Origin of the sequence: Acidovorax sp. 93, assembly GCF_003633835.1 — a bacterium.
Taxonomy (GTDB): domain Bacteria; phylum Pseudomonadota; class Gammaproteobacteria; order Burkholderiales; family Burkholderiaceae_C; genus Acidovorax; species Acidovorax facilis.
Genome location: NZ_RBIT01000001.1, coordinates 4230688 through 4257132 on the forward strand (window position 1 = coordinate 4230688; position 26445 = coordinate 4257132).

General features: G+C 66.1%; 29 protein-coding genes and 2 pseudogenes. 19 read left to right on the top strand and 12 right to left on the bottom strand.

Translation table 11 applies throughout. From position 1 onward, the window contains the following. Window positions 1-71: 71 nt before the first annotated feature. The 3 genes from C8C93_RS25265 to C8C93_RS19260 all read left to right on the top strand — a co-directional run bounded on the left by C8C93_RS25265 (window position 72) and on the right by C8C93_RS19260 (window position 3185). The gene (locus C8C93_RS25265; protein WP_199727054.1) at window positions 72-218 is read left to right on the top strand and encodes a hypothetical protein; all 147 of its coding nucleotides are present in this window, start codon (window positions 72-74) and stop codon (window positions 216-218) included. 91 nt (window positions 219-309) lie between these two features. Then, a complete protein-coding gene (queC, locus tag C8C93_RS19255; RefSeq protein ID WP_121507950.1) occupies window positions 310-1020 on the top strand; it encodes a 7-cyano-7-deazaguanine synthase QueC in 711 nt (236 codons plus the stop codon). Window positions 1021-1313: 293 nt separating this feature from the next. Beyond that, window positions 1314-3185 (top strand): phosphoenolpyruvate carboxykinase (GTP), encoded by a 1872-nt coding sequence (locus C8C93_RS19260; RefSeq protein ID WP_121507951.1) that lies wholly within the window; start codon window positions 1314-1316, stop codon window positions 3183-3185. Window positions 3186-3368: 183 nt separating this feature from the next. Here C8C93_RS19260 and C8C93_RS19265 read toward each other — a convergent pair whose 3' ends face one another. Next, window positions 3369-3809: a hypothetical protein gene (locus C8C93_RS19265; RefSeq protein WP_055397233.1), complete on the bottom strand. Its 441-nt coding sequence runs from the start codon at window positions 3807-3809 to the stop codon at window positions 3369-3371. A 126-nt stretch (window positions 3810-3935) separates the two neighbouring features. Here C8C93_RS19265 and C8C93_RS19270 point away from each other — a divergent pair, with 126 nt between their 5' ends. The 8 genes and pseudogenes from C8C93_RS19270 to C8C93_RS19300 all read left to right on the top strand — a co-directional run bounded on the left by C8C93_RS19270 (window position 3936) and on the right by C8C93_RS19300 (window position 10811). Beyond that, window positions 3936-4895, top strand: coding sequence for a LysR family transcriptional regulator (locus C8C93_RS19270; protein WP_055397236.1), 960 nt, complete (start codon window positions 3936-3938; stop codon window positions 4893-4895). Window positions 4896-4929: 34 nt separating this feature from the next. Next, on the top strand, window positions 4930-5775 hold the full coding sequence (locus C8C93_RS19275) for a metallophosphoesterase (RefSeq protein WP_121507952.1): 846 nt from the start codon (window positions 4930-4932) through the stop codon (window positions 5773-5775). Window positions 5776-5886: 111 nt separating this feature from the next. Beyond that, complete coding sequence (locus tag C8C93_RS19280; RefSeq protein WP_055397239.1) at window positions 5887-6309, top strand: universal stress protein; 423 nt, start codon at window positions 5887-5889, stop codon at window positions 6307-6309. Between the two features lie 188 nt (window positions 6310-6497). Then, entirely contained in the window at window positions 6498-7838 is a 1341-nt protein-coding gene (locus tag C8C93_RS25150) for a choice-of-anchor Q domain-containing protein (RefSeq protein ID WP_158603280.1), read from the top strand. A gap of 32 nt (window positions 7839-7870) precedes the next feature. Beyond that, a complete protein-coding gene (locus C8C93_RS25155; protein ID WP_158603281.1) occupies window positions 7871-8863 on the top strand; it encodes an AraC family transcriptional regulator in 993 nt (330 codons plus the stop codon). 122 nt (window positions 8864-8985) lie between these two features. Beyond that, window positions 8986-9180, top strand: a pseudogene (locus tag C8C93_RS19290) (universal stress protein); the annotation flags it as partial. Between the two features lie 179 nt (window positions 9181-9359). Beyond that, on the top strand, window positions 9360-9815 hold the full coding sequence (locus C8C93_RS19295; protein ID WP_121421847.1) for a fasciclin domain-containing protein: 456 nt from the start codon (window positions 9360-9362) through the stop codon (window positions 9813-9815). 57 nt (window positions 9816-9872) lie between these two features. Beyond that, entirely contained in the window at window positions 9873-10811 is a 939-nt protein-coding gene (locus C8C93_RS19300) for a fasciclin domain-containing protein (protein WP_121507953.1), read from the top strand. Between the two features lie 97 nt (window positions 10812-10908). On the opposite strand, the gene C8C93_RS19305 is transcribed toward C8C93_RS19300, so the two are convergent. Both C8C93_RS19305 and C8C93_RS19310 read right to left on the bottom strand, forming a co-directional pair. Next, the gene (locus C8C93_RS19305; protein WP_055397245.1) at window positions 10909-11523 is read right to left on the bottom strand and encodes a TetR/AcrR family transcriptional regulator; all 615 of its coding nucleotides are present in this window, start codon (window positions 11521-11523) and stop codon (window positions 10909-10911) included. 84 nt (window positions 11524-11607) lie between these two features. Next, the gene (locus C8C93_RS19310; protein WP_055397292.1) at window positions 11608-12528 is read right to left on the bottom strand and encodes a LysR family transcriptional regulator ArgP; all 921 of its coding nucleotides are present in this window, start codon (window positions 12526-12528) and stop codon (window positions 11608-11610) included. A 176-nt stretch (window positions 12529-12704) separates the two neighbouring features. Here C8C93_RS19310 and C8C93_RS19315 point away from each other — a divergent pair, with 176 nt between their 5' ends. Continuing rightward, on the top strand, window positions 12705-14048 hold the full coding sequence (locus tag C8C93_RS19315; RefSeq protein ID WP_121507954.1) for a D-amino acid dehydrogenase: 1344 nt from the start codon (window positions 12705-12707) through the stop codon (window positions 14046-14048). A 67-nt stretch (window positions 14049-14115) separates the two neighbouring features. On the opposite strand, the gene C8C93_RS19320 is transcribed toward C8C93_RS19315, so the two are convergent. Then, window positions 14116-14820: an SDR family oxidoreductase gene (locus tag C8C93_RS19320; protein ID WP_121507955.1), complete on the bottom strand. Its 705-nt coding sequence runs from the start codon at window positions 14818-14820 to the stop codon at window positions 14116-14118. A gap of 113 nt (window positions 14821-14933) precedes the next feature. Between C8C93_RS19320 and C8C93_RS19325 the strand changes: the two genes are divergently transcribed. Further along, complete coding sequence (locus tag C8C93_RS19325) at window positions 14934-15833, top strand: LysR substrate-binding domain-containing protein (protein ID WP_121507956.1); 900 nt, start codon at window positions 14934-14936, stop codon at window positions 15831-15833. A gap of 40 nt (window positions 15834-15873) precedes the next feature. Here the strand turns inward: C8C93_RS19325 and C8C93_RS19330 are convergent, their stop codons facing one another. Beyond that, window positions 15874-16566: a hypothetical protein gene (locus tag C8C93_RS19330; RefSeq protein WP_121508882.1), complete on the bottom strand. Its 693-nt coding sequence runs from the start codon at window positions 16564-16566 to the stop codon at window positions 15874-15876. An 88-nt stretch (window positions 16567-16654) separates the two neighbouring features. Between C8C93_RS19330 and C8C93_RS19335 the strand changes: the two genes are divergently transcribed. Both C8C93_RS19335 and C8C93_RS19340 read left to right on the top strand, forming a co-directional pair. After that, window positions 16655-17314, top strand: a complete 660-nt coding sequence (locus C8C93_RS19335; RefSeq protein WP_121507957.1) for a TetR/AcrR family transcriptional regulator — start codon at window positions 16655-16657, stop codon at window positions 17312-17314. Further along, complete coding sequence (locus C8C93_RS19340) at window positions 17311-17886, top strand: flavodoxin family protein (RefSeq protein WP_121507958.1); 576 nt, start codon at window positions 17311-17313, stop codon at window positions 17884-17886. Before C8C93_RS19335 ends, C8C93_RS19340 begins: the two co-directional genes overlap by 4 nt. Before the next feature lie 4 nt (window positions 17887-17890). On the opposite strand, the gene C8C93_RS19345 is transcribed toward C8C93_RS19340, so the two are convergent. Then, complete coding sequence (locus C8C93_RS19345) at window positions 17891-18649, bottom strand: YdcF family protein (RefSeq protein WP_055397259.1); 759 nt, start codon at window positions 18647-18649, stop codon at window positions 17891-17893. A 113-nt stretch (window positions 18650-18762) separates the two neighbouring features. Continuing rightward, window positions 18763-19551 carry an alpha/beta fold hydrolase gene (locus C8C93_RS19350; protein WP_121507959.1) on the bottom strand — a complete coding sequence of 263 codons (789 nt, stop codon included), beginning with the start codon at window positions 19549-19551 and terminating at the stop codon, window positions 18763-18765. A 95-nt stretch (window positions 19552-19646) separates the two neighbouring features. Here C8C93_RS19350 and C8C93_RS19355 point away from each other — a divergent pair, with 95 nt between their 5' ends. Beyond that, complete coding sequence (locus C8C93_RS19355) at window positions 19647-20168, top strand: flavin reductase family protein (RefSeq protein WP_055397294.1); 522 nt, start codon at window positions 19647-19649, stop codon at window positions 20166-20168. Next, window positions 20165-20755 carry an MOSC domain-containing protein gene (locus C8C93_RS19360; protein ID WP_055397263.1) on the top strand — a complete coding sequence of 197 codons (591 nt, stop codon included), beginning with the start codon at window positions 20165-20167 and terminating at the stop codon, window positions 20753-20755. The genes C8C93_RS19355 and C8C93_RS19360 overlap by 4 nt, the downstream gene beginning before the upstream one ends. Window positions 20756-20842: 87 nt before the next feature. Here the strand turns inward: C8C93_RS19360 and minE are convergent, their stop codons facing one another. The 5 genes from minE to C8C93_RS19385 all read right to left on the bottom strand — a co-directional run bounded on the left by minE (window position 20843) and on the right by C8C93_RS19385 (window position 24245). Next, window positions 20843-21109: a cell division topological specificity factor MinE gene (minE, locus tag C8C93_RS19365; RefSeq protein ID WP_010465263.1), complete on the bottom strand. Its 267-nt coding sequence runs from the start codon at window positions 21107-21109 to the stop codon at window positions 20843-20845. A gap of 3 nt (window positions 21110-21112) precedes the next feature. Further along, entirely contained in the window at window positions 21113-21931 is an 819-nt protein-coding gene (gene minD / locus C8C93_RS19370; RefSeq protein WP_055397265.1) for a septum site-determining protein MinD, read from the bottom strand. A gap of 44 nt (window positions 21932-21975) precedes the next feature. After that, window positions 21976-22737 (bottom strand): septum site-determining protein MinC, encoded by a 762-nt coding sequence (gene minC, locus C8C93_RS19375; RefSeq protein ID WP_121507960.1) that lies wholly within the window; start codon window positions 22735-22737, stop codon window positions 21976-21978. Between the two features lie 164 nt (window positions 22738-22901). Continuing rightward, window positions 22902-23204 (bottom strand): hypothetical protein, encoded by a 303-nt coding sequence (locus tag C8C93_RS19380; protein ID WP_055397269.1) that lies wholly within the window; start codon window positions 23202-23204, stop codon window positions 22902-22904. A gap of 207 nt (window positions 23205-23411) precedes the next feature. Next, entirely contained in the window at window positions 23412-24245 is an 834-nt protein-coding gene (locus tag C8C93_RS19385) for a hypothetical protein (protein WP_233559512.1), read from the bottom strand. 242 nt (window positions 24246-24487) lie between these two features. Here C8C93_RS19385 and C8C93_RS19390 point away from each other — a divergent pair. Further along, window positions 24488-24661, top strand: a pseudogene (locus C8C93_RS19390) (EamA/RhaT family transporter); the annotation flags it as partial. 301 nt (window positions 24662-24962) lie between these two features. Then, window positions 24963-26441 carry a hypothetical protein gene (locus C8C93_RS19395; RefSeq protein ID WP_147433789.1) on the top strand — a complete coding sequence of 493 codons (1479 nt, stop codon included), beginning with the start codon at window positions 24963-24965 and terminating at the stop codon, window positions 26439-26441. Window positions 26442-26445: the final 4 nt, after the last annotated feature.

Consider the following 26445-nt stretch of genomic DNA (forward strand, 5'->3'; position numbering starts at 1 on the left):
AGCAGGGTTTTGCGCCCTGAAGGGACAGTCGCAGCTAGAATTGCGCAAGTTTTAAGCATCTGGAGCCCACCATGTCCGACCACAACACCTCGCACGCCCCCGCAACACCATCGAACGACCCCGTGGAAAACGTGGTTCACCTGGTCCCCGTGGTGCTGCCTGTGGTGGGTGGCATCATGATGTTCCTACTGGCCTTTATTGCCGTGACGATGGCCTGAACGCTTCTGCGGCCGTCACCCACAGCCCCGCAGCGCGGGGCTTTTTTTCGTCCTGCACCACCCCCTTATCCCGTCTGACCTGGAGAACCCCATGAGACCCGGACACGCACTCGTTTTATTTTCCGGCGGTCAGGACTCCACGACCTGCCTGGCCTGGGCGCTGGAAAACTTTGCCCACGTGGAAACCATCGGCTTTGACTACGGCCAGCGCCACCACATCGAGCTGCAGGCACGCCAGACGGTGCTGTCCTCGCTGCGTGCACAGTTCCCGCACTGGGCGGCCAAGCTGGGGGAAGACCACATGCTCGACCTGGCGGTGCTGGGCCACATCAGTGACACGGCGCTGACCAGCGACACCGAAATCCAGATGACCGCTGCCGGCCTGCCCAACACCTTTGTGCCGGGGCGCAACCTGCTGTTCTTCCAGCTGGCTGCCGCCGTGGGCTACCGGCGTGGCCTGCACACCCTGGTGGGCGGCATGTGCGAAACCGATTTTTCGGGCTACCCCGACTGCCGTGACGACACGCTCAAGGCCCTTCAGGTGGCCGTGTCCCTGGGCATGGGCCAGCGTTTCACCTTCGACACCCCGCTGATGTGGCTGGACAAGGCCGAGACCTGGGAACTGGCCCGGTCCCTGGGCGGACAAGCGCTGGTCGATCTGATCGTGAACGACTCGCACACCTGCTACCACGGTGTGCGCGACACGCTGCATGCCTGGGGATACGGCTGTGGCACGTGCCCGGCCTGCGCGCTGCGCAGGAGCGGCTACGAACGGTGGAAGGGCGGTTCGGCCAGCGTTTGAGGCGAGGGAGCGGACACAGCCATGCATAACCTCATGTTTTTTTTGCATGGTTTTGACCCCTGTCTGACAGACAAAAGGGCGGCAGGTTCATAAAATTGACATCCCAGCCGACCCGCGGAATCCGTGGAACTAGCCTCCACCCGTGGGGCTGACACACGCTCCCGCCCGCCGACTGAGCACGAAAGCCGTTTTTTCAAAGGCAGCGCTCAGCACCGCAACTGCGCCAGGCCTCGCCGTGACCCGCCCGGTCCGCTTCCTTTGAAAAAACGTTTTTCAACTTAGGAAGCTCCCCGATGAACGCACCCACGATGCAGGGCCTGAACCTCAACGCCCCCGCTTACGTCAAAAACGCCCGGCTGCTTGCCTGGGTGGCCGACATGGCCGCCCTGTGCAAACCCGACACCATTTACTGGTGCGATGGCTCCAAGGAAGAGTACGACCGCCTGTGCCAGCAGCTGGTCGATGCCGGCACCTTCAAGAAGCTCAACCCCGCCAAGCGCCCTGGCAGCTTCCTGGCCTGGTCCGATCCATCGGACGTGGCCCGCGTGGAAGACCGCACCTACATCTGCTCGGCCGCCAAGGAAGACGCTGGCCCCACCAACAACTGGATGGCTCCCGCCGAAATGCGCGCCACGCTGCAGCCCCTGTTTGACGGCTGCATGAAGGGCCGCACCATGTACGTGGTGCCCTTCAGCATGGGCCCGCTGGGCAGCCACATCGCCCACATCGGCGTGGAACTCACAGACAGCGCCTATGTGGCCGTGAACCAGCGCCTGATGACCCGCATGGGCAAGGCCGTGTACGACGTGCTGGGCGTGGAAGGCGAGTTCGTGCCTTGCATGCACACGGTGGGCGCGCCCCTGGCCGACGGCGAGAAGGACACGACCAGCTGGCCTTGCAACCCCAAGGTCAAGTACATCGTGCACTACCCCGAAACACGCGAGATCTGGTCCTACGGCTCGGGCTACGGTGGCAACGCGCTGCTGGGCAAGAAGTGCCTGGCTCTGCGCATCGCTTCCACCATGGGCCGCGATCAGGGCTGGCTGGCCGAGCACATGCTCATCCTGGGTGTGACCAACCCCGCCGGCAAGAAGTACCACGTGGCAGCGGCCTTCCCCAGCGCCTGCGGCAAGACCAACTTCTCGATGCTGGTGCCTCCCGAGGCGGGCTTTGCTGGCTGGAAGGTCACCACCATCGGTGACGATATCGCCTGGATCAAGCCCCATGCCGATGGCAAGATGTACGCCATCAACCCTGAGGCCGGCTACTTCGGCGTGGCTCCCGGCACCAACATGCACACCAACCCCAACTGCATGCGCAGCCTGGACAAGGACGTGATCTTCACCAACGTGGCCCTGACGGACGACGGCGACGTGTGGTGGGAAGGCATGGAAAAGGACACCGGCAAGCTGCCGGACCACCTGATCGACTGGCAAGGCAAGGACTGGACGCCCCAGATCGCCAAGGAAACCGGCGCCAAGGCCGCGCATCCCAACTCGCGCTTCACGGTGGCTGCCACCAACAACCCTGCGCTCGACCCCCAGTGGGACGATGCCAATGGCGTGCCAATTGATGCCTTCATCTTCGGCGGCCGCCGCTCCACCACCGTGCCGCTGGTGACCGAAGCCCGCACCTGGACGGAAGGCGTGTACATGGCTGCCACCATGGGCTCTGAAACCACCGCTGCCGCCTTTGGCGCCCAAGGCGTGGTGCGCCGCGACCCCTTCGCCATGCTGCCGTTCTGCGGCTACAACATGAGCGACTACTTCCAGCACTGGCTGAACATGGAAGGCCAAATCGCCGCCACCGGCAAGGCGCTGCCCAAGGTGTTCTGCGTAAACTGGTTCCGCAAGGACGAAGCCGGCAAGTTCGTCTGGCCGGGTTATGGCGACAACATGCGCGTGCTCAAGTGGATGATCGACCGCATCGAAGGCCAGGCCGCCGGCCAGGAAACCATGTTCGGCGTGGCTCCGCAGTACGCCGAAATCAACTGGACGGGGCTGGATTTCAATACCCAGCAGTTTGCTGCCGTGACCAGCATCGACAAGGCAGCCTGGGCCGATGAGTTCAAGCTGCACGATGCCCACTTTGAGCAGCTGGCTTACCACCTGCCCCCGGCTTTGCTCGCCACCAAGGCTGCGCTCGAAAAGCGCCTGGCAAGCTGATTCCCGGATCTTCTCAGTCCTGACAACCGCCCCTTCTGAAAAGGAGGGGCGGTTTTTTTGCGCTTGTGGATGCGGATACTGGATCAGCGCGATCTGTCCCGCGGCCATGAAAAAAGCCGTGGCGAACACTCGCCACGGCTTCAAAAAATCCGATCACTGCACGGTGGACCGTGCATCATCTTCTCAGTAGTACTTGCGGATGTCTTCCACGGTGGCAATGCCCATGGCGTGGTTCAGTTCGGCCATGATGCGGGGGTCCTTCACAGCAACTTGCCAGGTACGCTCGTCATCCGCAGCGCGGCGGCGGGCTTCGGCCCAGCCGAGGGCGGCCACACGGAGGGCAGCACCGGCACGGCGTGCGGGGGCGGTCAGCAAAGCCAGGGCCGCAAACGCGACCAGCCACAGCACCATCCAAGCCGCGAGCAGGTGGCCTTCGCTCCAGGTGTCGATGACCTGGTTGGCCACTACCAGCAAGGCCGATACCACGGCCGCGAGCAGAAGGGTGGCAGCGCCACGGGCGCCATCAAAGTTGGCGGCTACGCTCTTGAGGGCGGCAGCGGCGTTTTCGGCGCGGACAACGCCGGGGTGTTCGGTGGGGTACTCAACGTGTGCAAAGCTGGTCATTTCGGTTTCCCTTTTCTAACGCTTGTGGCGAGATTGCCGGGCGATGGGGTGATATTAGGGTTTACCCTTTGCATGTTCAAGTTTATATTTTGAATCATTGATATTCATAATGATGATGAATTGACCATGACGCCCTTGAACTTCCGCTCCTTGGACCTGAACCTGCTGCGTGTTTTTGACGAGGTCATGGCCGAGCGCAGCCTCACACGCGCAGCGCACAAGCTGTCCGTCACCCAGCCTGCCGTGAGCAACGCCATGCGGCGCCTGCGCGATGTGCTGGGGGATGAGTTGGTGGTCCGCAGCGGCCAGGGCGTGGAGCCCACTGCGCGTGCGCTGGCCCTGTGGCCCCCTGTGCGCGAAGCCCTGGCCCACCTGCAGGAATCCCTGGCGCCGGGACACTTTGAGCCCGCTACGGCCGAATCCACCTTTGTGCTGGCCATGGCCGATGCCACGGCCGCCACCCTGGTACCGGCCTTGGTCGAAATCATCGAGCGGGAGGCTCCCGGCATTTCGATCCGGGTATTGCCCCTGACCACGCGCGACCCCCGGCGCCTGCTGGACGAAGAGGCGGCCGACATGGCGGTGGGCTACTTCCCTGCGGTGCTGGCGGACCTGACCGCCCGCGCGCAATCCGGGGGCGCAGTGGCCTTTGAGAGCCGCCGCCTGTACGACGGCGAATACGTGTGCGTGATGCGGCAAGGCCACCCTCTGGCCGATGCGCCCCTGACGCTGGACACCTATTGCGCCGCACGCCACATGCTCGTGAGCTTCTCAGGGCGCCCCTTTGGCTTCATCGACGAGGCCCTGGCATCCCTGGGCCGCGAGCGCAAAGTGGTGATCACGGTCAACCAGTTCTTCACCGCCGGGCGCGTGGTGTCAGGCTCGGACCTGCTGACCGTGCTGCCCCGCCACTTTGTTCCCGTGACCGGCATTGCCGACGCGCTGGTGCAGCGGGCCCTGCCGCTGGACGTGCCGCCCGTGCATGTGGACGCACTCTGGCGCCGGCGCGGGCCTCAGCAGGCCGCGATGACCTGGCTGCTGCACGCCCTGGCGCGCTCGGCGCGCCGGACTTTCCCCGAGGAGTGAGGCGCCCAGCCTGAACCCGTAGACTGCGCCCAGCATGAATATCCAGCTTTTGTCCGATCTGCACCTTGAGGCGCATCCCCACTTCGTCCCCGAACCGGCTCCTGGCGCCGATGTGCTGGTGCTTGCCGGCGACGTGGGTTCCTACCAGGAAGGCTCGCAGCTGGGCGACGAAGACTTTGGCCTGGCCCGGTTTTCACCATTGCCCGGGGGCGCAGGCTGGCCCACCCCCGTGCTTTTTGTGCCCGGCAACCACGAATACGATGCACAGGATTTCGACGCTGCCCACGAGCGGCTGCGCCGCACCTGTGACCGCCTGGGAATCACCTGGCTGGAGCGCGAGACCGTCGAGCTTCAAGGTGTGCGCTTCGTGGGCACCACACTCTGGAGCGATTTCGATGCACTCGCAGACCATGAAGGCAGCACCGACCTTGGCAGGCGGCTGAAACTGCGCGACAAGGCCTTTCGCGCAGCGAACTTCTACCTGCGCAAGACGGGCGGCACCCGCCACGCAGAGCCCTTTCTGGCCGAAGCCATGCGCGACCACGCACTGGTCTGCCAGCAGTGGCTGGTGCAAGCACTTGCGGTGCCTTTTGAGGGCCCCACGGTGGCCGTAACCCACTTTGCACCCAGCCTGCGCAGTGCCGATCCACGCTACGGACTGGTGCCCGGCACTGCGGGGTTCTGCAACGCCCTGGACAGCTTGTTGCCCCACGCGCAGCTGTGGCTGCACGGCCATCTGCACGCCCCGAGCGACTACACGGTGCAAGGTTTTCACGGCGACGGCACCCCCTGGCAGTGCCGCGTGGTGGCCAACCCCCTGGGCTATGCGCGCAAAGGCGAACAGGCGGCTTTCAAGGCGCAATGCTGCATCCCCGTATGATCAAGAGACGGGGCTCTGCCGCCCCGCAGCGCAGAAGAAAAACATGACCCAGGTCAAGACAACAGAAGTCCGCGCACGGTAGTCTGACCCAACCCTATTCCGGAGAACACCATGAACATCCTGCTTGCTGTCGATGGCAGCGCCTACACCAAAAAAATGCTGGCCTATCTGGCTACCCACGAGGAGCTGCTCGGTGGCAACCACCAGTACACCGCGCTCACCGTGCAGGCCCCGCTGCCGACACGCGCGCGCGCCGCTCTGGGCAAGGAAGTGGTGGACAGCTACCACGCCGAAGAGGCAGAAAAAATCCTGTCGCCCGTTTGCAAATTCCTGGCGCGCCATGGTGTGGACGCCAAGCGCGTCGTCAAGGTGGGCGCCGTGGGTGAGAACATCGCCAAGGTGGCTGACAGCGGCAAGTTCGACCTGCTGGTGATGGGCTCCCACGGCCATGGAGCCTTGGCTACCTTGGTCATGGGCTCGGTCACCACACAGGTGTTGGCCCATTGCAAGGTGCCATTGCTCATCGTGCGCTGACGCCACAATTACTCTCTTTTTGATAGCTGCTTGCGCTTACCAGATAAGCGCTTGCGGCTATTTTTGCTTAAATTCCTGGGGTTCTAGGGACCCCATGTCGCCGACTGCGAAGCGATTGTCGCCCGCTGCGAAGACGCGCCACGGGGCCTACCCAAAAATCGGGGCACTCCGTTACACCCGCGCGCCCCATGTTTCTCTCCACCCCCCTTCCCTCACTTTCCTTACGCTCTGCCGCCGCGCTGGCCCTGGCGTGCGCCCTACCTGCGCATGCTGCGGGGGTGGTGGGCACGGGCACGCCCGCCAGTTGCACCTATACCGCGCTGGTCGCGGCGCTGGCAGGCGGCGGTGCGGTCACGTTCAACTGCGGCGCGGCGCCGCACACCATCGTGCTGACGTCGCACCTGGCCCTGAACCAGGACACCTCCGTGGACGGCGGGGGGCTCATCACGCTGGACGGCAACCAAGCCTTCCGGCATTTCTACATGAACAGCGCGCTCGACATCACGCTGAGCGGGCTGACGCTGACCAGGGGCTATGTACCGGCCACCCAAGGCGGGTCGATCTACGCGGTCGGCCCCGGCGCGCTGACGCTGACCGACGTGAACCTGACCGACAACGAGGCCCAGCAGAACGGCGGCGCCATCGCGGCCCTCAACGGCGTGGCGCTGAACCTGACCCGCGTGCGGGCCACCGGCAACCGGGCAGGTATCCGGGGCGGCGCGATCTTCACCTTCAACAGCAACGACACCATCACGCTGAACCAGTTCGTGGCCAGCGGCAACCAGGCCGCCAGCGAGGGGGGCGCCATTTACCACCGTGGCGGCACCATGCTCATCGACAACAGCCTGTTCACGGGCAACAGCGCCGGTGGACTCGGCGGCGGCGCCATCGAGGTGCAGCCCGCGGGCGGCACCAACTTCACCATCACCAACAGCACCTTCCACGGCAACACGGTCGCCAGCGGCGCCACCGGCAGCGCCATCCGCGCGCTCAATGCCGTGGGCGGCGACATCTATTCCAGCACCTTTGCCAACCACTCCGGGGCCGAAGCGATCAGGGCCTATGGCGCCACCGCGATCACGCTGCGCAACACCATCGTCGCCAGTACGGCGGGCCAGCCCAACTGCGCCACCCAGAACACGGCCACGATCGCCGACGGCGGCAACAACCTGCAGTTCGGCGGCAGCGTGGCGCAGTCCTGCGGGGCCGGCATCCCCGAGCTGAACCCCCTGCTTGCGCCGCTGGCCGACAACGGCGGCTTCAGCCAGACCCTGGCGCTGAATGCGGGCAGCCCGGCCATCGACGCGGGCAGCGGCTGCCCTGCCGCCGACCAGCGCGGCGTGGCGCGGCCCATCGGCCCGGCATGCGACATTGGCGCTCACGAGGGGCCAGCAGCCCCCGTCGTGGTGCCGCCCGGCCCCGGCAACGGGGCCGTCAGCGTGCCCACGCTGGACGCGGCGGGGCTGGCGCTGCTCGCGCTGCTGCTGCCGGTGGCCGCGCGCACCGCTGCACGCAAGCGCCGGGGGTAGAAAACGGCACCGCCCTGGATACCATGGCCGCCATGCCGTCCTCGTCTTCTTCCACTGCCGCGCCCCCCGCCATCGACGTTGCGCACGTCAGCTCGCGCGACCTGGACGGGCCCAACAAGGCCGCCGCGCTGCGCGAACTGTTCGGCCGCGAGCTGATGCGCATCGACTTGTGGGCGCACGGCGACTCGGACCCCCACGCAATGGAGTTCAACACCAGCGTGGCCACCCTGGGCCCGCAGACGATATACGCCTACAGCGAGCACAGCCCCACACACATGTGGCGCTCGCCCGCGCTCACGCACGACGGCTGCGACGACATCTACCTGTGCACCAGCCGGCGGCGCATGCTGATCCGCGCGCCGGGGCACGAGCATTTCATGGCGCCCGGCGGCATGTACGTGATGTCGAAGGCCCGCGTGCACGAGGCCCTGTCCCCTTGGGGCGGGGTGACCTCGTGCATCCTGGTGCCCCGCGCGGCGCTGGCCCGCCTGGTGCCGCGCCTGGAAGAAGCGCCCCTGCACCACCTGCCGCCCGACGCCCCCGGCGCCGCGCTGGCTCTGGGCTACGCGCAGCTCTTGGCGCAGGGGCCGGCGCTGTCGCCCAGCCAGCACGCAGCGGCACTCGACCACCTGCACGTGCTGCTGGCAGGCGTGCTTTCGCCCGAATGGCGCGCCGCACTGGATGCGCAGGCCCACGCCGCCGCGCAGGCCCCGCGCCTGGCGCTGATCCGGCGCAACATCGAGGCCCGGCTGCAGCAGCCCGACCTGAGCCTGGCGCAGATCGCGCGGCTGCACCACCTCACGCCGCGCCAGGTGCAGCGGCTGTTCGCGCAGGAGGGGACGTGCTTTTCAGACTACCTGCGCGATGCCCGGCTGCAGCGCGCCCACGCCATGCTGGCCGACCCGCGCCACAGCCGGCGCCGGGTGCTGGAGATCGCGTTCGACTGCGGGTTTGCCGACATCACCACCTTCAACCGCACGTTCCGCCAGCGCTACGGCGTGGCGCCGACGCAAGTGCGGCCTTAGGACTGGTTCAACACGCTGCCAGCCTGTTGAAGCAGGTACACACCACCAGCTCCACGATCTCGGCGTCGGTGTACTCGCCGCGCTCCTTGAGGATGCACACTCCGGGTCGAGCCCCGCGCGTACAGGGTGTGGACGCCAAGCGCGTCGTCAAGGTGGGCGCCGTGGGTGAGAACATCGCCAAGGTGGCTGACAGCGGCAAGTTCGACCTGCTGGTGATGGGCTCCCACGGCCATGGAGCCTTGGCTACCTTGGTCATGGGCTCGGTCACCACACAGGTGTTGGCCCATTGCAAGGTGCCATTGCTGATCGTTCGCTAAGCCGAACCACAAACAGCCCGGCCCACCACCAAAGCCCTGCTCCGGCAGGGCTTTTTTTTGCCCAAATGAAACCGATCGGTTACAACATAACTTGTTGGTTTACTTAACGACCAATTGGTTATACATTCTCGCTGCGCCCATCCTGGCGTGTCATTTCCATCGAAACCGAGGAACGACCCATGAAAAAAACCCTGATCGCATTGGCCCTGACCGCAGGCGCCACCTTCACCGTGATGGCCCAGGACATTGTCGATACCGCCGTGAAGGCGGGTAATTTCAAGACCCTGGTGGCGGCCGTGCAGGCTGCGGGCCTGGTGGACACCCTCAAGGGTCCCGGCCCCTTCACGGTGTTTGCGCCCACCGACGAGGCTTTCGCCAAGATCCCCAAGGCCACCCTGGACGGCCTCCTGGCTGACAAGGCCGCACTGACCAAGGTGCTGACCTACCACGTGGTCCCCGGCAAGGTGATGGCCAAGGACGTCAAGGCCGGAAAGGTCAAGACCGTGCAGGGCCAGGAGATCACCGTGTCCACCAGCATGGGCGTGATGGTGGACCAGTCCAAGGTCATCGCGACCGATGTGGCTGCCAGCAATGGCGTGATCCACGCCATCGACACCGTTCTGATGCCCAAGTAAGCCCGCGGACCAACCGCTCGTCCCTTCCACCACCATCCACTAGCGAGGAGAAGCCCCATGAACACCGCATTCAACCGCCGTACCGTCTTGCTGGCCGCCGCCGTGGGCGCCAGCGCCACCTTGTTGCAGGCCTGTGGCGGCGGCGACGATGAGCCCCAGCGCAACATCGTCGAAGTCGCCCAGAACAATCCTGACCTCAGCATCCTCGTCGAAGCAGTGGTCGCCGCCGGTCTGGCGCCCACTCTGAGCACCGGCATGCTCACGGTTTTCGCCCCGACCAACGCCGCCTTTGCAGCGTTGCTCAGCGAGCTGGGCGTGACCAAGGAGGCCCTGCTGGCCGACAAGCCCCTGCTGACAGCGGTACTGACCTACCACGTGCTCGGCAGCAGGGTCCCGCGTGCAGACGTCCCCCTGGGCAAGGCCATCACGCCCGTGTCAGGCGGCTTCTTCAAGATCGAGTCGGCCAACGGCCTGAAGATCACCGATGGTCGCAACCGCGTTTCCACCATCACGGCCACGGACATCCAGGCCAGCAACGGCGTGGTGCATCTGGTGGACCGCGTGCTGCTGCCAGCCAACAAGGACATCGTCGCCACCGCCTCGGCGCTGCCGGACTTCAGCATCCTGGTGGAAGCCGTGGTGGCGGCCGGCTTGGCCACCACCTTGCAGGGAGCCGGCCCGTTCACGGTGTTTGCGCCGACCAACGCCGCGTTTGCAGCGCTGCTGGCCGAGCTCGGGGTGACCAAGGAAACCCTGCTGGCGGACACTGCGCTGCTGACCACGGTACTGACCTACCACGTGGTACCCGCGCGCGTGCTCAAGGCCGAGGTCCCTATCAATACCGCCATTGCCACTGTCCAGGGACAAACCTTCACGGTGAACGCAAGCCTCGTGATCACCGACCAGAACCTGCGCACCAGCAACATCACCATGGCCGACGTGTTCACCAGCAACGGTGTGATCCATGTCGTGGACAAGGTGATCCTGCCCAAGTAAGCCGGTGGCTGTGAGCCCCGTGAGCCCCACGCAAGAAAGCCCGGCATGCCGGGCTTTCTTTTTTGGGTGCGTACGAAACGCTGGAAAGGAGACGCGACTACCGCGCTGCCAGCCCGTCGAAACAGGTGCGCACCACCAGATCCACGATTTCCGCATCGGAATACTGGCCGCCTTCCTTGAGAAAACTCACCACCGGGTCGCAGGCGCGCGCATACAACGTGTAGAGCACCACCAGCGGCGGCAAGGTGGGGCTGATCACGCCCTGTGCCTGGGCCTGGGTGATCCATTCACCAATCTGGTCGCTCACGGCCACGAGGCCGTTGAGGTAGTCCTTGTTGGCCATCAGCACCGCGCGCAGCGTGGAGTTGCGGCTGGGCAGCAGCGGCATTTCGTTGCTCAGCAGCCGCTCCAGCGACCAGCGCACCAGCGCATGGAGCTTTTCAAGCGGGGGCATCTCGGTGGGCAGATCTGCCAGGTAGGCCTGCACACGGCCCAGAATCTGCACCATGGCGGCGCTGCACAGCTCTTCCTTGCTGCAGAAGTGCTTGTACAGACTGGCTTTGGCAATGCCCACGGCATTGGCCACGTCGTCCATGGTCATGGCATCGAAGGCCTTTTCGCCCAGGAGCTGGCAGGTGGACTGGAGGATGGCATCCTCGCGCGCCTGGTGCATCTGCTCTTTGAACGAAACTTTGGGTTGCGGCGTTTGCATGGCTTGTATTTTATACATTGCAGTAAAAAAATAAATGACTAAGTTGCAATACAACTACGTCGTTCACGTTTTACCCTGCAGGAATCATGCCGCAGGCGCCTCCAGCGTCCGTGCTGCGGTGGCGGTCAGGGCTGCAGTCAGGGCGTCCAGCACGGCCGATTCCAGGTTCCAGCAGTGCCAGTACAGCTGGATGGGCAGAGAGCGGCCCGGTGCCAGATTCACCATGCTGCCGTCCGCCAGCGCCTCGCGCGCCATCAGCTCGGGCATCACACCCACGGCCCAGCCTGCGGCCACGGCGCGCATCTGCGCCTCGGAACCCGGCACGAACAGGTGATTGAGTGCCACGCGCTTGAGCCCGAATGCACGCGCCACAAACTCGGCAGCCATGTCGTCCTTGCGGTTGAACGACAGGAACGACACCTCGCGAAAGTTGTGCGGCGTGAGCCCCTGGGGCAGGTACTGCTCCGCATAGCTGGCCGACGCCACGGCCACGTAGTGCATAGCGCCCAGCGGCACCATCTTGCACCCACGGAGTGCCTGCTTGAGCGTGGTCACGCAGCCCAGCACCTGACCAGAGCGCAGCCATTCCTGCGTGAAATCCTGATCGTCCACGATGATTTCCAGCGGCAGGCGCTGGCGCACCAGCTCGTGCAACGCGCCCATCGCCCAGGTGGCGATGCTGTCGGCGTTGATGGCAATCGAGATGCGCTCATCCTCGCGCGTGCCGCCCGGGGCGCTGGGCGCCAGCTCGTGCAGGTCGCGCTCCAGGTCCGCGCGCAGCAGGCGCATCTGCTTGGTGTGCTTGAGCAGCAGCTGCCCGGCCGACGTGGGCCGCAGCGGGCGGCTGCGCACGATGAGCACCGAGCCCACCTGCGCCTCCAGCGCGCGCAGGCGCTGTGAGACGGCCGACTGTGTGACGTTCAGGCGCTGCGCAGCGCGCTCGAAGCCGCCCTCTTCAACGATGGCGGCAAGGCATTCCAGGGCGGCGGGATCGTAGGTGCTCATGGTCTCGGGCTCGAACAAAAGAGGGTTGTCTCTACCGCACCGTTTATTAGGTGCGCTGATGTTTTTGGAGTAAGTTTAATTTTGCTTTTAGTTGAATGCAATGTCGCGCACACTGCGCCCCATCGTGTCCCGCACTGGGGCGGGTGGCACGCAAAGGCTCACAAGGCATTCCGCATATGAAAACCATTGTTCTCGGCGCCGGCATCATCGGCATCAGCACGGCGTGGCACCTGCTTGAACGCGGTCACGAGGTCATCGTGGTCGACCGCCAGCCCGATGCTGCGCTCGAAACCAGTTTTGCCAATGCAGCACAGATCTCGGTGAGCTACTGCGAGCCCTGGGCCAACCGCGAGGCGCCGCTCAAGGCGCTCAAGTGGATGTTCGACAAGGAAGCCCCGCTGCTGTTTCGCCCGCAGATGGACTGGCAGCAGTGGCGCTGGGGCCTACAGTTCCTGGCGCAGTGCAACGACGCCGCGTTCGAGCGCAATGTGCAGCAGATCGTGGCGCTGGGCGCCTACAGCCATGCCGCGCTCAAGGACCTGGTCAGCACCACGGGCATCGAATACAACCGGCTCGAACGCGGCATTGCCCACTTCTACACCGACCAGAAATCCTTTGACGCCGCCGGCCACGCGGTGGAGCTCATGCGCAAGCACGGCGTGCAGCGCCGCCTGGTCAGCCGCGACGAACTGCTCAAGATCGAGCCCGCCTTCAAGGCCTACGGCGACAAGATCACCGGCGGCACCTACACCAGCACCGACGAAAGCGGCGACGCCCGCGTGTTCACCCAGGAGCTGGCCCGCCGCTGCATGGCACGCGGGGCGCAGTTCCTCTACGGCCACGATGTGCTGCGCCTGAACAAAATCGGCAATGCTATTGATTCAGTAGCTGTCATGCCAAAACAGACAAGCGCTGGCGGCAAAAAAGACTTCATATTGAAGGCCGACGCCGTCGTCGTCGCCTGCGGCTCGTACAGCGCACCGTTGCTGCGCAGCGTGGGCGTGGACCTGCCGATCTACCCTGGCAAGGGCTACAGCGCCACGTTCCCGCTGCTCAAGCCCGAGGGCGCGCCCATGGTCTCCACCATCGACGACGGCAAGAAGATCGCCATGAGCCGCCTGGGCAACTACCTGCGCGTGGCGGGCACCATCGAACTCAATGGCTGGGACCTGACGCTCGACAGCTCCCTGGCGCGCGCACGCTGCCACATGCTCTCGCGCCGCATCGAGGCCATCCTGCCCGGCGTGTGCGACACCCGCACGCCCGAACAAGGCGGCGACCCGCAGTACTGGACCGGCCTGCGCCCGGCCACCCCCACCAACATCCCGTTCATCGGGCAGACCCGCGTGGGCAAGCTCTGGGTGAACGCGGGCCACGGCACGCTGGGCTGGACACACGGTGCAGGTTCGGGCAAGGCGCTGGCCGAGCTGATCAGCGGCGAACAGCCCGCGATGAACTTCGGCTTCCTGGGCCACCAAGGATCTGCACGGCGCGCCTCGGCCACGGCGCTGGCCGCCTGAGAGCACCCACACAGCCTGCCCCGGTTGGGGTGGGTCCATCACACTAACCCGCTCATTGCGCGCGCACTCAGGTAGCCAGCGCGAGTCCGCCGTCCACCCGCAGGTTCTGCCCGTTGATATAGCCCGCCCCTTCCGAAGCCAGGAACGCGATGGTCGCGGCCACTTCGGCGGCCTGCCCATACCGCTGCAGCGGCACTGCGGAGCGGCGCTCTTCCCACACGGGCAAGGTGTCGATCCAGCCCGGCAACACGTTGTTCATGCGGATGTTGTGCCGCGAATGGCTGTCGATAAAGATCCGTGTGAACGAAGCCAGCCCGGCGCGCACCAGCGCCGATGTCGGAAACAGCGCGCTCGGGTCCACCGCCCAGGCTGACGACAGATTCACGATCACGCCACCACGCTGCGCCTGCATCAAGGGGGCCACCAGCCGCGTGGGCCGGATCACGCTCTGCAGATAGGTGTCCGTCCCCTGCAGCCACCGCTCATCCGCCAGAGACAACAAAGGCGCGCGCGGTTCATGGCCGGTGCTGTTGATGAGCACATCGACCCGGCCCCAGCGGGCTTGCGCCAGATCCACCAGGCGGCCCAGATCCGCCAGGCACTGGCTGGACCCCGTGACGCCAACGCCTCCGAGTTCCTGGGCCAAGGCCTCGCCTTTGCCCGACGACGAAAGAATGCCGACCTGAAAACCATCCTCTGCCAAGCGGCGGGCGGTGGCAGCGGCAACGCCGGTGCCGCCCGCGGTGATGAGCGCTACTTTTTCTACTGCCATGATCGTCCTTGGATGCCGCACACCGGCATCTGGCAATTGTTCCGTATTCTTTGCGTGTTGGACGACCAGATGGAGCAACCGCTGTGCTTCAATCCAGTAGAAAATCTACACCCATGACTTCCCCGTTGGGGCCCACGCCCTCTCTCAATGCGCTGCGAGCATTCGAGGCCGCCAGCCGCCATCTCAACTTTCGGCTGGCCGGGCTGGAGCTGGGCGTAACCCAGGGCGCCGTGGCGCAGCAGATTCGTGCGCTGGAGGCGGAGCTGGGCCTCAAGCTGTTCGAGCGGCACCCGCGCACCCTCGTGTTGACCCACAACGGCCAGCGCTATGCCACCAGCGTGCGGCGTGCGTTCGAGATGCTCGCCGATGCCACGCAGGGCCTGCGGCCCGAGCCCCTGCATGTGACGGTCAGCGTCACTCCGACCTTCGCCACCAAGTGGCTCATCCCACGGCTGGCGGACTACACGCGCCTTCACCCTGGGGTTGATCTGCGGATCCTGGCGACCGAGCACCTGTCGCACTTTCAGACCGAGGCGGTGGACCTGGCGGTGCGGTACGGCCGCCCTCCATTCGGCCCGGGGCTCACGGCCGATCTCCTGTTCGAAGAGTGCCTGGTGGCGGTGGGCAGCCCGCTGTTGCTGCGCCGCTCGGGGCCACCCGGCACCGCGGGTGACATCGGCCGCTACGTGCTGCTGCACGACTCCCAGTCTCCATGGGCCGACTACCTTGCGCAGCACACGCCGCCCGCTCCCGGGGCTTCAGATCCCACACCGCAGGCCATCTGGTTCAACCAGACGACACTCGCGATAGACGCGGCCCTGACCGGCCAGGGACTCGCGCTGGTGCAGAAAGATTTTGTGGCGCAGGACCTGTCCGCCGGTCGGCTGGCCAAGGTGTTTGAGGAAGAAGCACACACGGGCGCCGGCTACTACCTGGTGGCTCCGCGCAAGCAACGTGCACCGGAGGTCGTCGCGGGCGTGAGAGCTTGGCTGCGAAGCCAGGCCGGCGCATAAACCGCAAAGACCGCACGCAGCGCGGATGCTCTGGCCCCCTTCAACCCCGACCTGCGAGCCCGGCCAGGGGGGCCAGGTAACTAGCCGGAATCTCCAGCTCATGGAATCCGCCCGCCAGCAGCACCACCAAACCAACGGCCAGCATCCAGCCCGCCAGCATGGATCCCACCAACGCTCGCGCCCGCAGAGGCTCTGGCAGGTTCCAGTACAAAGCGCAGCCCACGTGCGTGCCCAGCGCGAATACTGCGAAAAAGTAGTACGGGCCAAAGAACCACTGCCAGGGCGGTGTGTGCATGCCCGCCGCTGCAAACTGCAGGTTCGTGTCCACGCCCTGAAACCGGCCCGCCAAGACGGCCGTCACATGGATCAACAGGAACAGCGCCAGGTAGCCCCCCGAGATGGCCTGCATCCACGCCACGCCCCCACGGCGCCGGCCCCGCCCGCGCCACAGCAAGGTGAGGCCGCTGCCCATCTGGAACAGCAGACAGCCAAGCAGCACGCCTTCGACCAACGGCTGGCGATAGATCAGGCGCAGGGCTTGCAGCACGGATTGGTGCGCTGCCGCTCCGGCCAGCCCCGCCAGGTGGCCCAGCAAGTGGGCCGCCAGGAACGATGCCAGCGCGATGGCACTGGCGCGGTGCACGGGCCGCAGTGCAAGGCGCTGGCGCCATGCCCAGGTGCCAGCCAGGCCGACGGCGGCGGCTCCCAGGGCGAGTTGGCTGGTTGCGTGCATGAAGGTTTTCTCCGGATGTTGCAAGGGACTGGCGGCAGAATAGGCAGCAGCGCCGTCTTCGCCTACTCGCATTGCGCTCAGGTTTTCCATGTCCCCTGCCTCCTCCGCCCCCCGCCGTTCGCCCCGCCAGGAACGCTCGCAGTTCACGGTCGATGCCATCTTCGGAGCCGTCGCACGCATCGTGGCCACCCAGGGCGAGGACGCGCTCACCACCAACCGCATCGCCGAGGTTGCGGGTGTTTCCGTGGGCTCGCTCTACCAGTACTTTCCCAGCAAGGAAGCCATCCTCCTGGCCATGCTCGACCAGCACTGCGACCGGGTGATGCTGGAGCTGGACGCCCTGCTCGCCCAGGCCCGCACCGAAGGCTGGACGCCCGAGCAGCAGGTGCGCGGGTATGTGCGCCACTACCTGCAGGCCTTTGGCGGCGGCCCCCAGGAAGGGCGCGCACTTGCCCGCCTGTCGTGGAAGCTCGACTACCGCGCGTCCGTGCTGATCTCGGTGCGCGGCGCCAGCGAGCGGCTGGCCCTGCACCTGCAGCGTGTGGCGCAAGAGCAGCAGATGCCCGCACCCTCGGCAACCCAGCTGTTTGTGCTCACCCGCGCCTTCATGGGCGCGGTGCGGGCGGCATCGCTGGAACAGTCGCCCTTGCTGGACAGCCCCGAATTCGAGCAGGCGCTGGTGGAGCTCTGCATCGCAACCCTGGCACCCGGCGCGGGTCTGGGGGGCGGCGCTACGATGGCATCATGACCACGCCCACCGCACCGCACTACCTCTTCCTCACCACCTCCACCCGCGAACCAGGCCACACCGGCAATACCGAATGGCTGGCGCGCCAGGCCGCCGCCGCACTCCCTGCCGGTACTGCGCAAACCTGGCACCACCTGGCCCGCATGAACTTGTCGCCCTTCGTGGACCAGCGCCACACCTCGGGTACCTATGCACCGCCCGAAGGCGACATGAAGACCTTGCTCGACGCCACGCTGGCAGCCACGCACATCGTCTTTGTGGCGCCGGTTTACTGGTACAGCATTCCCTCGCCGCTCAAGACCTACCTGGACCACTGGAGCGCGTGGATGCGCGTCCCCGGCCTGGCCTTCAAGGAGCCGATGGCCTCCAAGACGCTGGCGCTTGTCACCACCAGCGGCGACCGCACCAAGGCCCAGCCCATGATCGATTCCGTGGCGCTGTGCGCGCAGTTCCTGTCGATGACCTGGGGCGGCGCCCTGTGGGGCAAGGGCGGGCCACCGGGCGCGGTGCAGGCCGATGCGCAGGCGATGGAGGCAGCCAGCCGTTTTCTGCTGACACCGGCCGCAGCTTGACGGCTTAGCGATCCAGCGACCCGTGCTGGGCCAGGATGCCCAGCCATTCATGCAGCGCCAGGCTGCTGTCGGCCAGCGCGGAGGCGCGCGGCAACACCCGGTACAGCTTGCGCGCCTGGCCGCCCTTGAAGCCCATGGGCGCGGGCAGCACCTGCAGACCGGCGCGCTCGAAGGTCTTGGCCGCGCGCACCATGTGCCAGCCGTGGGTGACGAGCGCAATGCGCTCGATGCCAGCGGCCTTGAGCAACACGGCAGATCTTTCGGCGTTGCTGCGGGTGTCAAGGGATTCCACCTCGGTCCACCGCACCCGGCCCCTGAACTCACGCTCCACCACATCTTTCATCACCAGCGCTTCGGCCCGCGTGCCGCCAGTGGAGCCCCCCGTGGCCAGGATGGGAAGCCCGGTCTGCTGCTGCAGGTATACGGCGTAGCGCACCCGCTCACGCGCGCCCCGGCTGAGCACGTCCACGCCGTATTCAGGCGCCACCGTGTCGGCGCCGCCGCCCAGCACGACGATGGCCTGCACCTTTGACGAAGGCAAGTCCTTGGGGACGACCGCCGGATAGCGCTCCAGGCTGCGCACCAGCGCGTCCGACACCGGCGGCCAGGACAGCACCAGCACCGACAGCAATGACAGTACCACCACCGTGATGCCCGTGCGGCGGTGGTAGCGCGCGATCCACAGCCCCACCAGCGCCAGCAGGATGCTGGACACCGGGGGCAGCAGCAGCGCAGACAGTATTTTTTTCAGGGCAAACCACATAAAACAAGAGGAGCAATCAGACCCGCGCGAACCCGCCCGGTGGCGCCAGGGCATGGCAGGGAAAAAGAATCGTTTGAAGGGCCGAAAAATCGGCTACGCCGGGTGGGGCAAACTCAGTGCAGCACCCGCCGCTGCGCCAGAAAGTCCAGCAGCGCGGCATCGAAACCCTCCGGGTCCTCCAGTTGCGGCCAGTGCCCGATGTGGGGCAACAACACCGTCTGCGCATCGGGCATCACCTGGGCCAGGGCCTCCAGGGCAGCCGGCGGTGTGCAGCGGTCGAGCTCGCCCCCCACCAGCAGCGCGGGTATGGCCAGCTGCGCCAAGGCAGAGGCTCCGCGATCAAACGTGGACAAGGCCTCCAGCGCGCGCCGGTAGGCCCCTGGATACACCTGGCCCAGCGCGTGGCTGGCCAGCCGCACGCCTTCGGGCAACGCACCGGTGCCGATGAACTGGGGCACCAGCGTCTGCGCCAGCTGCTCCATGTTGCCACCGGCGTCCAGCGCCTTCAGGGCACCCAAGCGGGGCGCCACCCAGTCGTCCATGGCCTGCGCATCCAGCGCTGGCCCACCTGCACAGAGCAGCAGGCGGCGCACCTGCGACGGGCTGCGCACGGCGGCCTCCAGCGCCACCATGGCGCCCATGCCATGCCCCACCAGGGTCACGGGGCCTCCCTGCAGGGCATCGATCAAGGCCAGGCAGCTCTGCGCCAGCGCCTTGAAGGTGTACGGCTCCACGGGCGCGCTGCGGCCATAGCCCGGCATGTTCCAGGCCACGGCGCGGTAACCGGCCGTGGCCAGCGTTTCCACCTGGGGGGCAAAGGTGAGGTGGTCGCCATCGGCGCCGTGCAGCAGGAGCACGGTGGGGCCGGAGCCCAGGGTGGTGAAGGTAGGTAGGACGGCCATGCGGTGGAAAAACCAGTAAACCCCGCAACAGCGCGGTGGTGGGTGGCGCCTGATAATAGTTGCTCCCCCATGCTGCCACCGCTGGCACCGCTTTTGTGAACCCTTCGCTCCCCCGCCCCACCCTCGCCCTGCCACCGAGCTTCTCCACGCGCGAGTTTCGCGATGCGCTGGGCATGTTTGCCACGGGCGTGACCATCGTCACGGCCCGCACGGCTGCGGGCGACCTGGTGGGGCTCACGGCCAGTTCCTTCAATTCGGTGTCGCTGGCACCCCCGCTGGTGCTGTGGAGCCTGTCGCACGGCGCCAGCACCTTGCCCACCTTTGCCGATGGCTCGCACTACGCCATCCACGTGCTGGCCGCAGACCAGAAGGCGCTGGCCGAGCGTTTTGCCACGCGCGGCATCGACCGCTGGGCAGGCCTGGAACACCGGCCCGGCATCAGCGGCGCCCCGCTGCTGGCCGGGGCAGCCGCCACGTTCGAGTGCTTCAACCGCAGCCAGTACAAGGAGGGCGACCACACCATCTTTGTGGGCGAGGTCGAGCGCTGCGAGCACCGCGAAGGCATCTCGCCCCTGCTGTACCACGGCGGCAAGTTCTACACCGAGCACCCGCTGTGACGACCCCCACCGTGGTCGTGCGCCACGTGAACATCGGCCTGGCCCGGCGCCTGAAGGTGGGCGAGCGCTCGGTGCTCACTGCCATCGGCAAGGCCCCCGTCACCGGCCCCGTGGCTGTGGGCCCGCTAGGGCTGGCAGGCGACGAGCAGGCCGACCCGAGCGTGCATGGCGGCCTGGGCAAGGCCGTATACGCCTACCCCGCCGCCCACTACGCGTTCTGGCAGGCCCAACGCCGCGAACGGGGCGTGAGCCTGTTCGATGAAACGCTGCCGCCGGGTTTCATGGGCGAGAACCTCACGATCGACGGGCCGCTGGAAGCGGATGTGTTTGTGGGCGATGAATGGCATTTCCCCCACTGCGTGCTGCGGGTGAGTGCACCGCGCGAGCCATGCTTCAAGTTCAACGCCGTCATGGGTTTTGCGCAGGCGGGCCGCACCATGGCCCTGGCCGGATGCTGCGGCTACTACCTTGCGGTGGACCAGCCCGGCACCATCGCCGCCGGAGAGACCGCCACGCTGGTGCCCGGGCAGCGCGGGCTGAGCATCGCCCAGGCGCTGGCGGGCAAGTGGGCAAAACACGCGCGCTAGCCAGGCCCCACTGGATTCATCAATTTTGATAGCTGCTGACGCTTACCAGATAAGCGCCAGAGCCCAATTTGGCTCGAAACCGAGCCTTCAACGCACCGTGTCGGGCAGCTCGATCTTGACTTCCAGGACTTCCAGGTTGTCCTGGCGCTCCAGGTGCACCTTGAGGTCTTCGGGGTTGATCTTGACGTACTTGGAGATCACGGCCACCAGCTCGCGCTGCAGCGCGGGCAGGTAGTCGGGCTCGGCGGCATTGCGGCCGTTGCGCTCGTGCGCCAGGATGATCTGCAGGCGCTCTTTGGCGACGCTGGCGGTTTTCTTCTTCTCGCCGAGCAGGAAGGACAGGAAAGAAGCCATGGCTTATTTGCTCCCGAACAGGCGTTTGAAGAAGCCTGGCTTTTCCGCATCGATGAAACGCAGCGGCTTGTCGGTGGCACCCAGGAAGCGGTCGATCACATCCTTGTAGGCCTCGGACACATCAGTGCCCTGGGCATGGATGGCGGGCGTGCCCTGGTTGGACGACTGCAGCACCACTTCCGACTCGGGGATCACGCCGATCAGCTTGATGCGCAGGATGTCCTGGATGTCTTCCAGGCTCAGCATCTGGCCGTCCTGCACGCGGCTGGGGTTGTAGCGCGTGATGAGCAGGTGCTCCTTGATGGGCTCACCGCCTTCAATCGCACGCTTGGTCTTGCTGCCCAGCATGCCCAGGATGCGGTCAGAGTCGCGCACCGACGAGACTTCGGGGTTGGTCACCAGCAGCGCCTCGTCGGCAAAGTGCATGGCCATGAGCGCGCCGCTTTCGATGCCGGCAGGCGAATCGCAGACGATGTACTCAAAGCCCATCTCGGCCAGGTCCTTGAGCACCTTTTCCACGCCGTCTTGCGTGAGCGCATCCTTGTCGCGGGTCTGGCTGGCGGCCAGCACGAACAGGTTGTCGCACTGCTTGTCCTTGATGAGCGCCTGGTTCAGGTTGGCCTCACCGTGGATCACGTTGATGAGGTCATACACCACGCGGCGTTCGCAGCCCATGATGAGGTCGAGGTTGCGCAGGCCGACGTCAAAGTCGATCACAGCGGTCTTGTGGCCGCGCAGGGCGAGGCCGGTGGCAAAGCTGGCACTGGTGGTGGTCTTGCCCACGCCACCCTTGCCGGAGGTCACGACGACGATTTTGGCCATGTGTTGCTGATTCTCTGTGGGGTTGGTACGAATGAAATGGGAACTCAGGCCAGCGGCTCGATGATGAGCTTCTCGCCGTCGAGCCGCACCTGGGCGGGCTTGCCACGCACATCGGCGGGCAACTCGGTCTCGGTGGTGCGGTAGATGCCCGCGATGGAGACCAGCTGCGGCTCCAGGCAGGTCGAAAAAATACGTGCTTCGGTGTTGCCCCGCGCGCCGGCAATCGCACGGCCGCGCAGCGGGGCATAGACGTGGATGTTGCCGTCGGCAATGACCTCGGCGCCAAAACTCACCACGGCCATCACCACCAGGTCGGCGCCGCGCGCATACACCTGCTGGCCGGAGCGCAGGGGCTTGTCCACCACCACGGTGCCGGGGCCTGGCAGGGGCACTTCGCGAACGACCTCCACCTCGCGCACGACTTCGCGGATGACCTCGCGCACCTCGGGGGCGAGGGCCTCCGCACGGGCAGGCGGTGCATCGGGCGCTACCGCCAGCCCTGCGGCGCGCGCAGCGTCCATCTGGGCGGGGTTGCCGCCGCGCACGGCCACGGGCAGGGTGCTGCGGCTGCGCAGCTCGGCCACGATGGCGGCAAAGTCGATGGGTGCCTCGGCCTCGCGCACGGCAACCAGGTCGATCAGCACGGGGTCGTTGTCAAAAAAGCCCGGGGCGTCGGCCACGCGCTCGGCCAGGTCGGCGGCGAACTGCGCGGCGTCGGTGGTCTTGAGCACCACGGCCACCACGGGCAGCGAGGCGCTCTTGAGGTCAAAGCTGGTGCGGGACTGCGCCGCCGTCGTAAGGGCCATGAATGGGGTGTGGAAAGGAGCGCGGGAACCGTTTCAGAAGGCGCAAAGTGTACCGTGGGGCCACGTAAGCGCTTGTTCACGGCGTGTTTGCACTGTTCGCGCGCCCTCACCCACAAAAAAGCCGGGCGTACCCGGCATTCTTGCTATTGCCAGGGTTCCCCGGCTTAGTTGCGGTCAGCGCGCATGGGGCGGGTTGTCGCACCGCCGGAGCCCGACATGGTCCTGTCTGTGGTTACGGGGGCTGCAGCGGCAGGTGCTGGAGCGGCTTGCGTGGTCGCCGTCGCGGCGCCCCCACCGCCAACGCCCGTGGTGCCCATCGGCGTGCCTTGCGAGCTTTGCTGGCCGGCGCCCGTGGCAGCGTTGGGGCTTGCGGTGGTGGGTGGTGTGCCCTGCGCCATAGCGGTGCCAACAACGGCGACGGTAGCCAGGCCCGCGAGCAATGTCTTGAGTGTGTTCGATGCAGTCATGTGGAGACTCCTTGGTGTGTGGTGAATTTGGAAATCGCCAGCAACATCGCCAGCTGTACCCAGACTAGTTGTTTGCGGCTGGCGCCACGTCAGCTTGAGACCGGAGCGCATGTCGGACAGGGACGGGCCTGCACGGTGTGGGTCTTGCCATCGCACTCCGAAAACACCCTGTTCAACAAGCCCGCACACACCGTGGGTCAATGGGCATCACTGCGCAGGCAGGTCATAGGCGCCAAAAAGTGCGGCGGCCGGTTGTGTCTCGGGCAGCACGTACACCACAGCGCCCGTGCCACGCACCAGGGGGCTCAGCACTTTTTCGTAGAAAGAGACGGGAAGGTTGATGCAACCGAAGGAGATACGGTTGTCTGCGGCGGTGCTGGAGGCCAGCCGCTCCAACCGACGCTCGGCTTTGACGTTGGCCCGCACTCGGTGCATGGAGACCGCCGCGTCGTAGTCCACCCAAACCACGTCTTCGCCATTGGCGTTCAAACCGGTTTCGGCAACGAACCGGCCTGCGGGGGTGGTGCGCTCTTCGGGCAGTACCTGGCCGACGGGCTTGTCCCCCACGCCGGGAACGGTGTGGTCGCCGATGGCCGACCCCATCAGCGCCGGGGCCGCGCCCTGGAGCGCACCGTCGCGGTCAAACACATAGACCTTTGCGTGCATTTTGTCGACCACCACGACCGCGCGGTTCTGGTTGTCACCCGAGTGCAAGGCCCACGCCGCGATCTGGCGGGCTTCGGCCGAGGCGGGCTCCTTACCGAACTGTGCCCTGCGCGGCACCTGGGTTGGCTCCGGCGCTGGCGACGCGACCTTCGCGGGTGATGTGTCTACAGGGTTCGCCAAGCCGGCGCCCAAGAACAGCGCTGCTGTGGTCTGCGATGGCTGCTGCATCGCTGGCCACAGCCGCATAAACCCCAGCAGCAGGACAACCAAAACCAGCAGTGCAGCGCCGGACAGCAGCCGGTCCTTGTGCCGTCCATGCCTTTGCCCTTCGCTCCTTGGCTCGGCGCGGTCCGGATCTGTGTGGGATACGTTCATGTTGGATCTTTGAAGGGCAAAGGCAAGGGCTTTCGCCGCAGGGTGGTGCAGAGTTGGTGCGTACCCGAAAGCCACACACTAACCAGATCACCCGCCTGGCAGCGTCCGCCAAAAGCGCAACCGCTGTAGGACCAACTACCCACGCTTAGCGTTTCCTGTCGTCGCCGCGGCGCTGCGCAGGGCCAGAAGGTCACGGCACACAGGCGACCTGAAGCGCAAGGCTTGCCTTTCAGAATCGACCGATGTCCCTGTCTACCCGCAAAACCCATATCGACGCCCTCGCCATCTCGCTGCTGCCCGCGCGCTGCATTTTCTGGGGATTCCAGCAGGTGCTGGTGAAAGCCACGGTGGCCGAGGTGGCGCCCGTGTTGCAGGCCTTTGTGCGCTTTGCGCTGGCCACCGTTGCCGTGGCGGTCTGATGCCTGTGGCGCGGAGTGCGGCTGTCGGCGGCGGCCACACCATCAGCAACCCCAGCGCGGCAGTGCTCTAAAGGGCGTTGCATGGCGCCCGGACGCCGCCAGCCGCCCCACCCTGGCTGTTGTAGGACAACGATGACACATCAGATCCGCAACTGGATGGTGTAATCGCAGCGCTGTAAGAGCCTGTCGACGATCTCCAGCCCAGCCCGTCACACCGCGCGCGCCCTCGTTTGAAATGGAGAGCCGAATGTTTGATACGTCCCCAGCCTCCAGGAACTTTCCTGGACTATTCCGCGCCATGAATCCTCTGCAAACCGCTTGGTTACTGGGCTGCGCCACGATGGCCCTGGTTGGCTGCGGCGGAGGCTCCGACGACACCACACCGCCCCCTCCTCCCTCCGCCCCCGTGGCAGCGCCCGCGAACTTCGCGATCGCGGTGGAATATGGCAGCCCCCAGTTCCGCTGGAGCCCCACGCCGGGGGCGACCCGCTACGAACTGCATGAAGACCCGGACGGACAAGGCCCCCTGCCCGAAGCGAAGGTGGACGATTACAACGAGACGTCCCGGGCTGGCTTCCGTTACCAGCAAGACACATCGCAAAATTTCGTCGGTGCTCTGGCAAACACCCCCGTCCCCGTATCGGCGCGCCTCAACGCCATCTACCGCCTGCGCGCGTGCAATGCCGGCGGATGCGGTGGGTTCACGGATGCCACGCCCTTTGACATCGCCAAGGGCATCAGCTACGAGTTCCCCTCCGGGCGCGCACCGCTCCTCACCTCGGCCAGCGCCTACGGACGCTACGCGATGGTGTCCAGGGATGGGCTCACCCTGGCGCTGCGCGGCGCGAGTTTGGGCGCGACCACCACCACGCTCGTCTTCGCACGCAGCAGCACCAGCCACCCCTGGCAGCAGCAGGCGTCGTTGCAGTCCGGCACCTATTTCGTCGACCAAATGCTGCTGTCGGCTGACGGCGGCACTCTGGCGGTTCGGTCCATGAAGCAGGTCTGGGGCGATCTGGGCTCCCGCGTCGTCGCCGATGCGGTCTACGTCTACCAGCGCAGCGCGGGTGCCTGGAGCCAGCAAGCCCGCCTGGACGCGGCCGGTGCGCCGGCGGGCTGCCCGCAACCCTGCCAGGCCGAAATCGCCGATCACATGGCGCTGTCGACCGATGGCAACCTGCTGGCCGTCTCGGCGGTCATCCCCGCCGCAGGCAGCGGCGGTGGTGCCTCTGCGTCCAGCGCCGTGTTCACCTACGCCCGCACCAGGACCACCTGGGCGCCACAGGCCGCCCTGAATGCGGAAGGCACCTTTATTGCGTCGCTGGCCCTGTCAGGAGACGGCAGCACCCTGGCCGTGACCGACCGCGATTTGCTGCGAACTTCCGCCACGCCCCTGGTGCTGGTGTTTTCGCAAAATGGCGGTGGCGCCTGGACCCAGCAGGGGCGAATTCCAGCCACCCTGTCCATCTACTCGCCGCCCATCTCGGGAGGACCCGAGTACGGGGCCATGGCGCTGTCCAGCGACGGCAGCACCCTCGCCGTCAACACCGCCAACGTGGCGGGGCAGGGGGTGTGCGGCGCCGCAGGGCCGGGCAGCACCGAAACCCAGCGCATTGCGCTGCTGTCGCGCGCAGGCGGCACATGGCAACTCCAAGGGCAGGCGGTCATGCCCCGCGCACTGCCCTGGACGCCCTGGGCCCTGGCCAGCGACGGCAATGCGCTGTTCTTAGGGGGCGCGATGTTCACGCGCAGCGGCGGCGCCTGGCCCTGCCCCTGACCGC

Coding starts and splice junctions, on each gene's coding strand:
- C8C93_RS25265 (WP_199727054.1), top strand. CDS start 72: ATGTCCGACCACAACACCTCGCACGCCCCCGCAACACCATCGAACGAC.
- queC (WP_121507950.1), top strand. CDS start 310: ATGAGACCCGGACACGCACTCGTTTTATTTTCCGGCGGTCAGGACTCC.
- C8C93_RS19260 (WP_121507951.1), top strand. CDS start 1,314: ATGAACGCACCCACGATGCAGGGCCTGAACCTCAACGCCCCCGCTTAC.
- C8C93_RS19265 (WP_055397233.1), bottom strand. CDS start 3,809: ATGACCAGCTTTGCACACGTTGAGTACCCCACCGAACACCCCGGCGTT.
- C8C93_RS19270 (WP_055397236.1), top strand. CDS start 3,936: ATGACGCCCTTGAACTTCCGCTCCTTGGACCTGAACCTGCTGCGTGTT.
- C8C93_RS19275 (WP_121507952.1), top strand. CDS start 4,930: ATGAATATCCAGCTTTTGTCCGATCTGCACCTTGAGGCGCATCCCCAC.
- C8C93_RS19280 (WP_055397239.1), top strand. CDS start 5,887: ATGAACATCCTGCTTGCTGTCGATGGCAGCGCCTACACCAAAAAAATG.
- C8C93_RS25150 (WP_158603280.1), top strand. CDS start 6,498: ATGTTTCTCTCCACCCCCCTTCCCTCACTTTCCTTACGCTCTGCCGCC.
- C8C93_RS25155 (WP_158603281.1), top strand. CDS start 7,871: ATGCCGTCCTCGTCTTCTTCCACTGCCGCGCCCCCCGCCATCGACGTT.
- C8C93_RS19295 (WP_121421847.1), top strand. CDS start 9,360: ATGAAAAAAACCCTGATCGCATTGGCCCTGACCGCAGGCGCCACCTTC.
- C8C93_RS19300 (WP_121507953.1), top strand. CDS start 9,873: ATGAACACCGCATTCAACCGCCGTACCGTCTTGCTGGCCGCCGCCGTG.
- C8C93_RS19305 (WP_055397245.1), bottom strand. CDS start 11,523: ATGCAAACGCCGCAACCCAAAGTTTCGTTCAAAGAGCAGATGCACCAG.
- C8C93_RS19310 (WP_055397292.1), bottom strand. CDS start 12,528: ATGAGCACCTACGATCCCGCCGCCCTGGAATGCCTTGCCGCCATCGTT.
- C8C93_RS19315 (WP_121507954.1), top strand. CDS start 12,705: ATGAAAACCATTGTTCTCGGCGCCGGCATCATCGGCATCAGCACGGCG.
- C8C93_RS19320 (WP_121507955.1), bottom strand. CDS start 14,820: ATGGCAGTAGAAAAAGTAGCGCTCATCACCGCGGGCGGCACCGGCGTT.
- C8C93_RS19325 (WP_121507956.1), top strand. CDS start 14,934: ATGACTTCCCCGTTGGGGCCCACGCCCTCTCTCAATGCGCTGCGAGCA.
- C8C93_RS19330 (WP_121508882.1), bottom strand. CDS start 16,566: ATGCACGCAACCAGCCAACTCGCCCTGGGAGCCGCCGCCGTCGGCCTG.
- C8C93_RS19335 (WP_121507957.1), top strand. CDS start 16,655: ATGTCCCCTGCCTCCTCCGCCCCCCGCCGTTCGCCCCGCCAGGAACGC.
- C8C93_RS19340 (WP_121507958.1), top strand. CDS start 17,311: ATGACCACGCCCACCGCACCGCACTACCTCTTCCTCACCACCTCCACC.
- C8C93_RS19345 (WP_055397259.1), bottom strand. CDS start 18,649: ATGTGGTTTGCCCTGAAAAAAATACTGTCTGCGCTGCTGCTGCCCCCG.
- C8C93_RS19350 (WP_121507959.1), bottom strand. CDS start 19,551: ATGGCCGTCCTACCTACCTTCACCACCCTGGGCTCCGGCCCCACCGTG.
- minE (WP_010465263.1), bottom strand. CDS start 21,109: ATGGCTTCTTTCCTGTCCTTCCTGCTCGGCGAGAAGAAGAAAACCGCC.
- minD (WP_055397265.1), bottom strand. CDS start 21,931: ATGGCCAAAATCGTCGTCGTGACCTCCGGCAAGGGTGGCGTGGGCAAG.
- minC (WP_121507960.1), bottom strand. CDS start 22,737: ATGGCCCTTACGACGGCGGCGCAGTCCCGCACCAGCTTTGACCTCAAG.
- C8C93_RS19380 (WP_055397269.1), bottom strand. CDS start 23,204: ATGACTGCATCGAACACACTCAAGACATTGCTCGCGGGCCTGGCTACC.
- C8C93_RS19385 (WP_233559512.1), bottom strand. CDS start 24,245: ATGAACGTATCCCACACAGATCCGGACCGCGCCGAGCCAAGGAGCGAA.
- C8C93_RS19395 (WP_147433789.1), top strand. CDS start 24,963: ATGAATCCTCTGCAAACCGCTTGGTTACTGGGCTGCGCCACGATGGCC.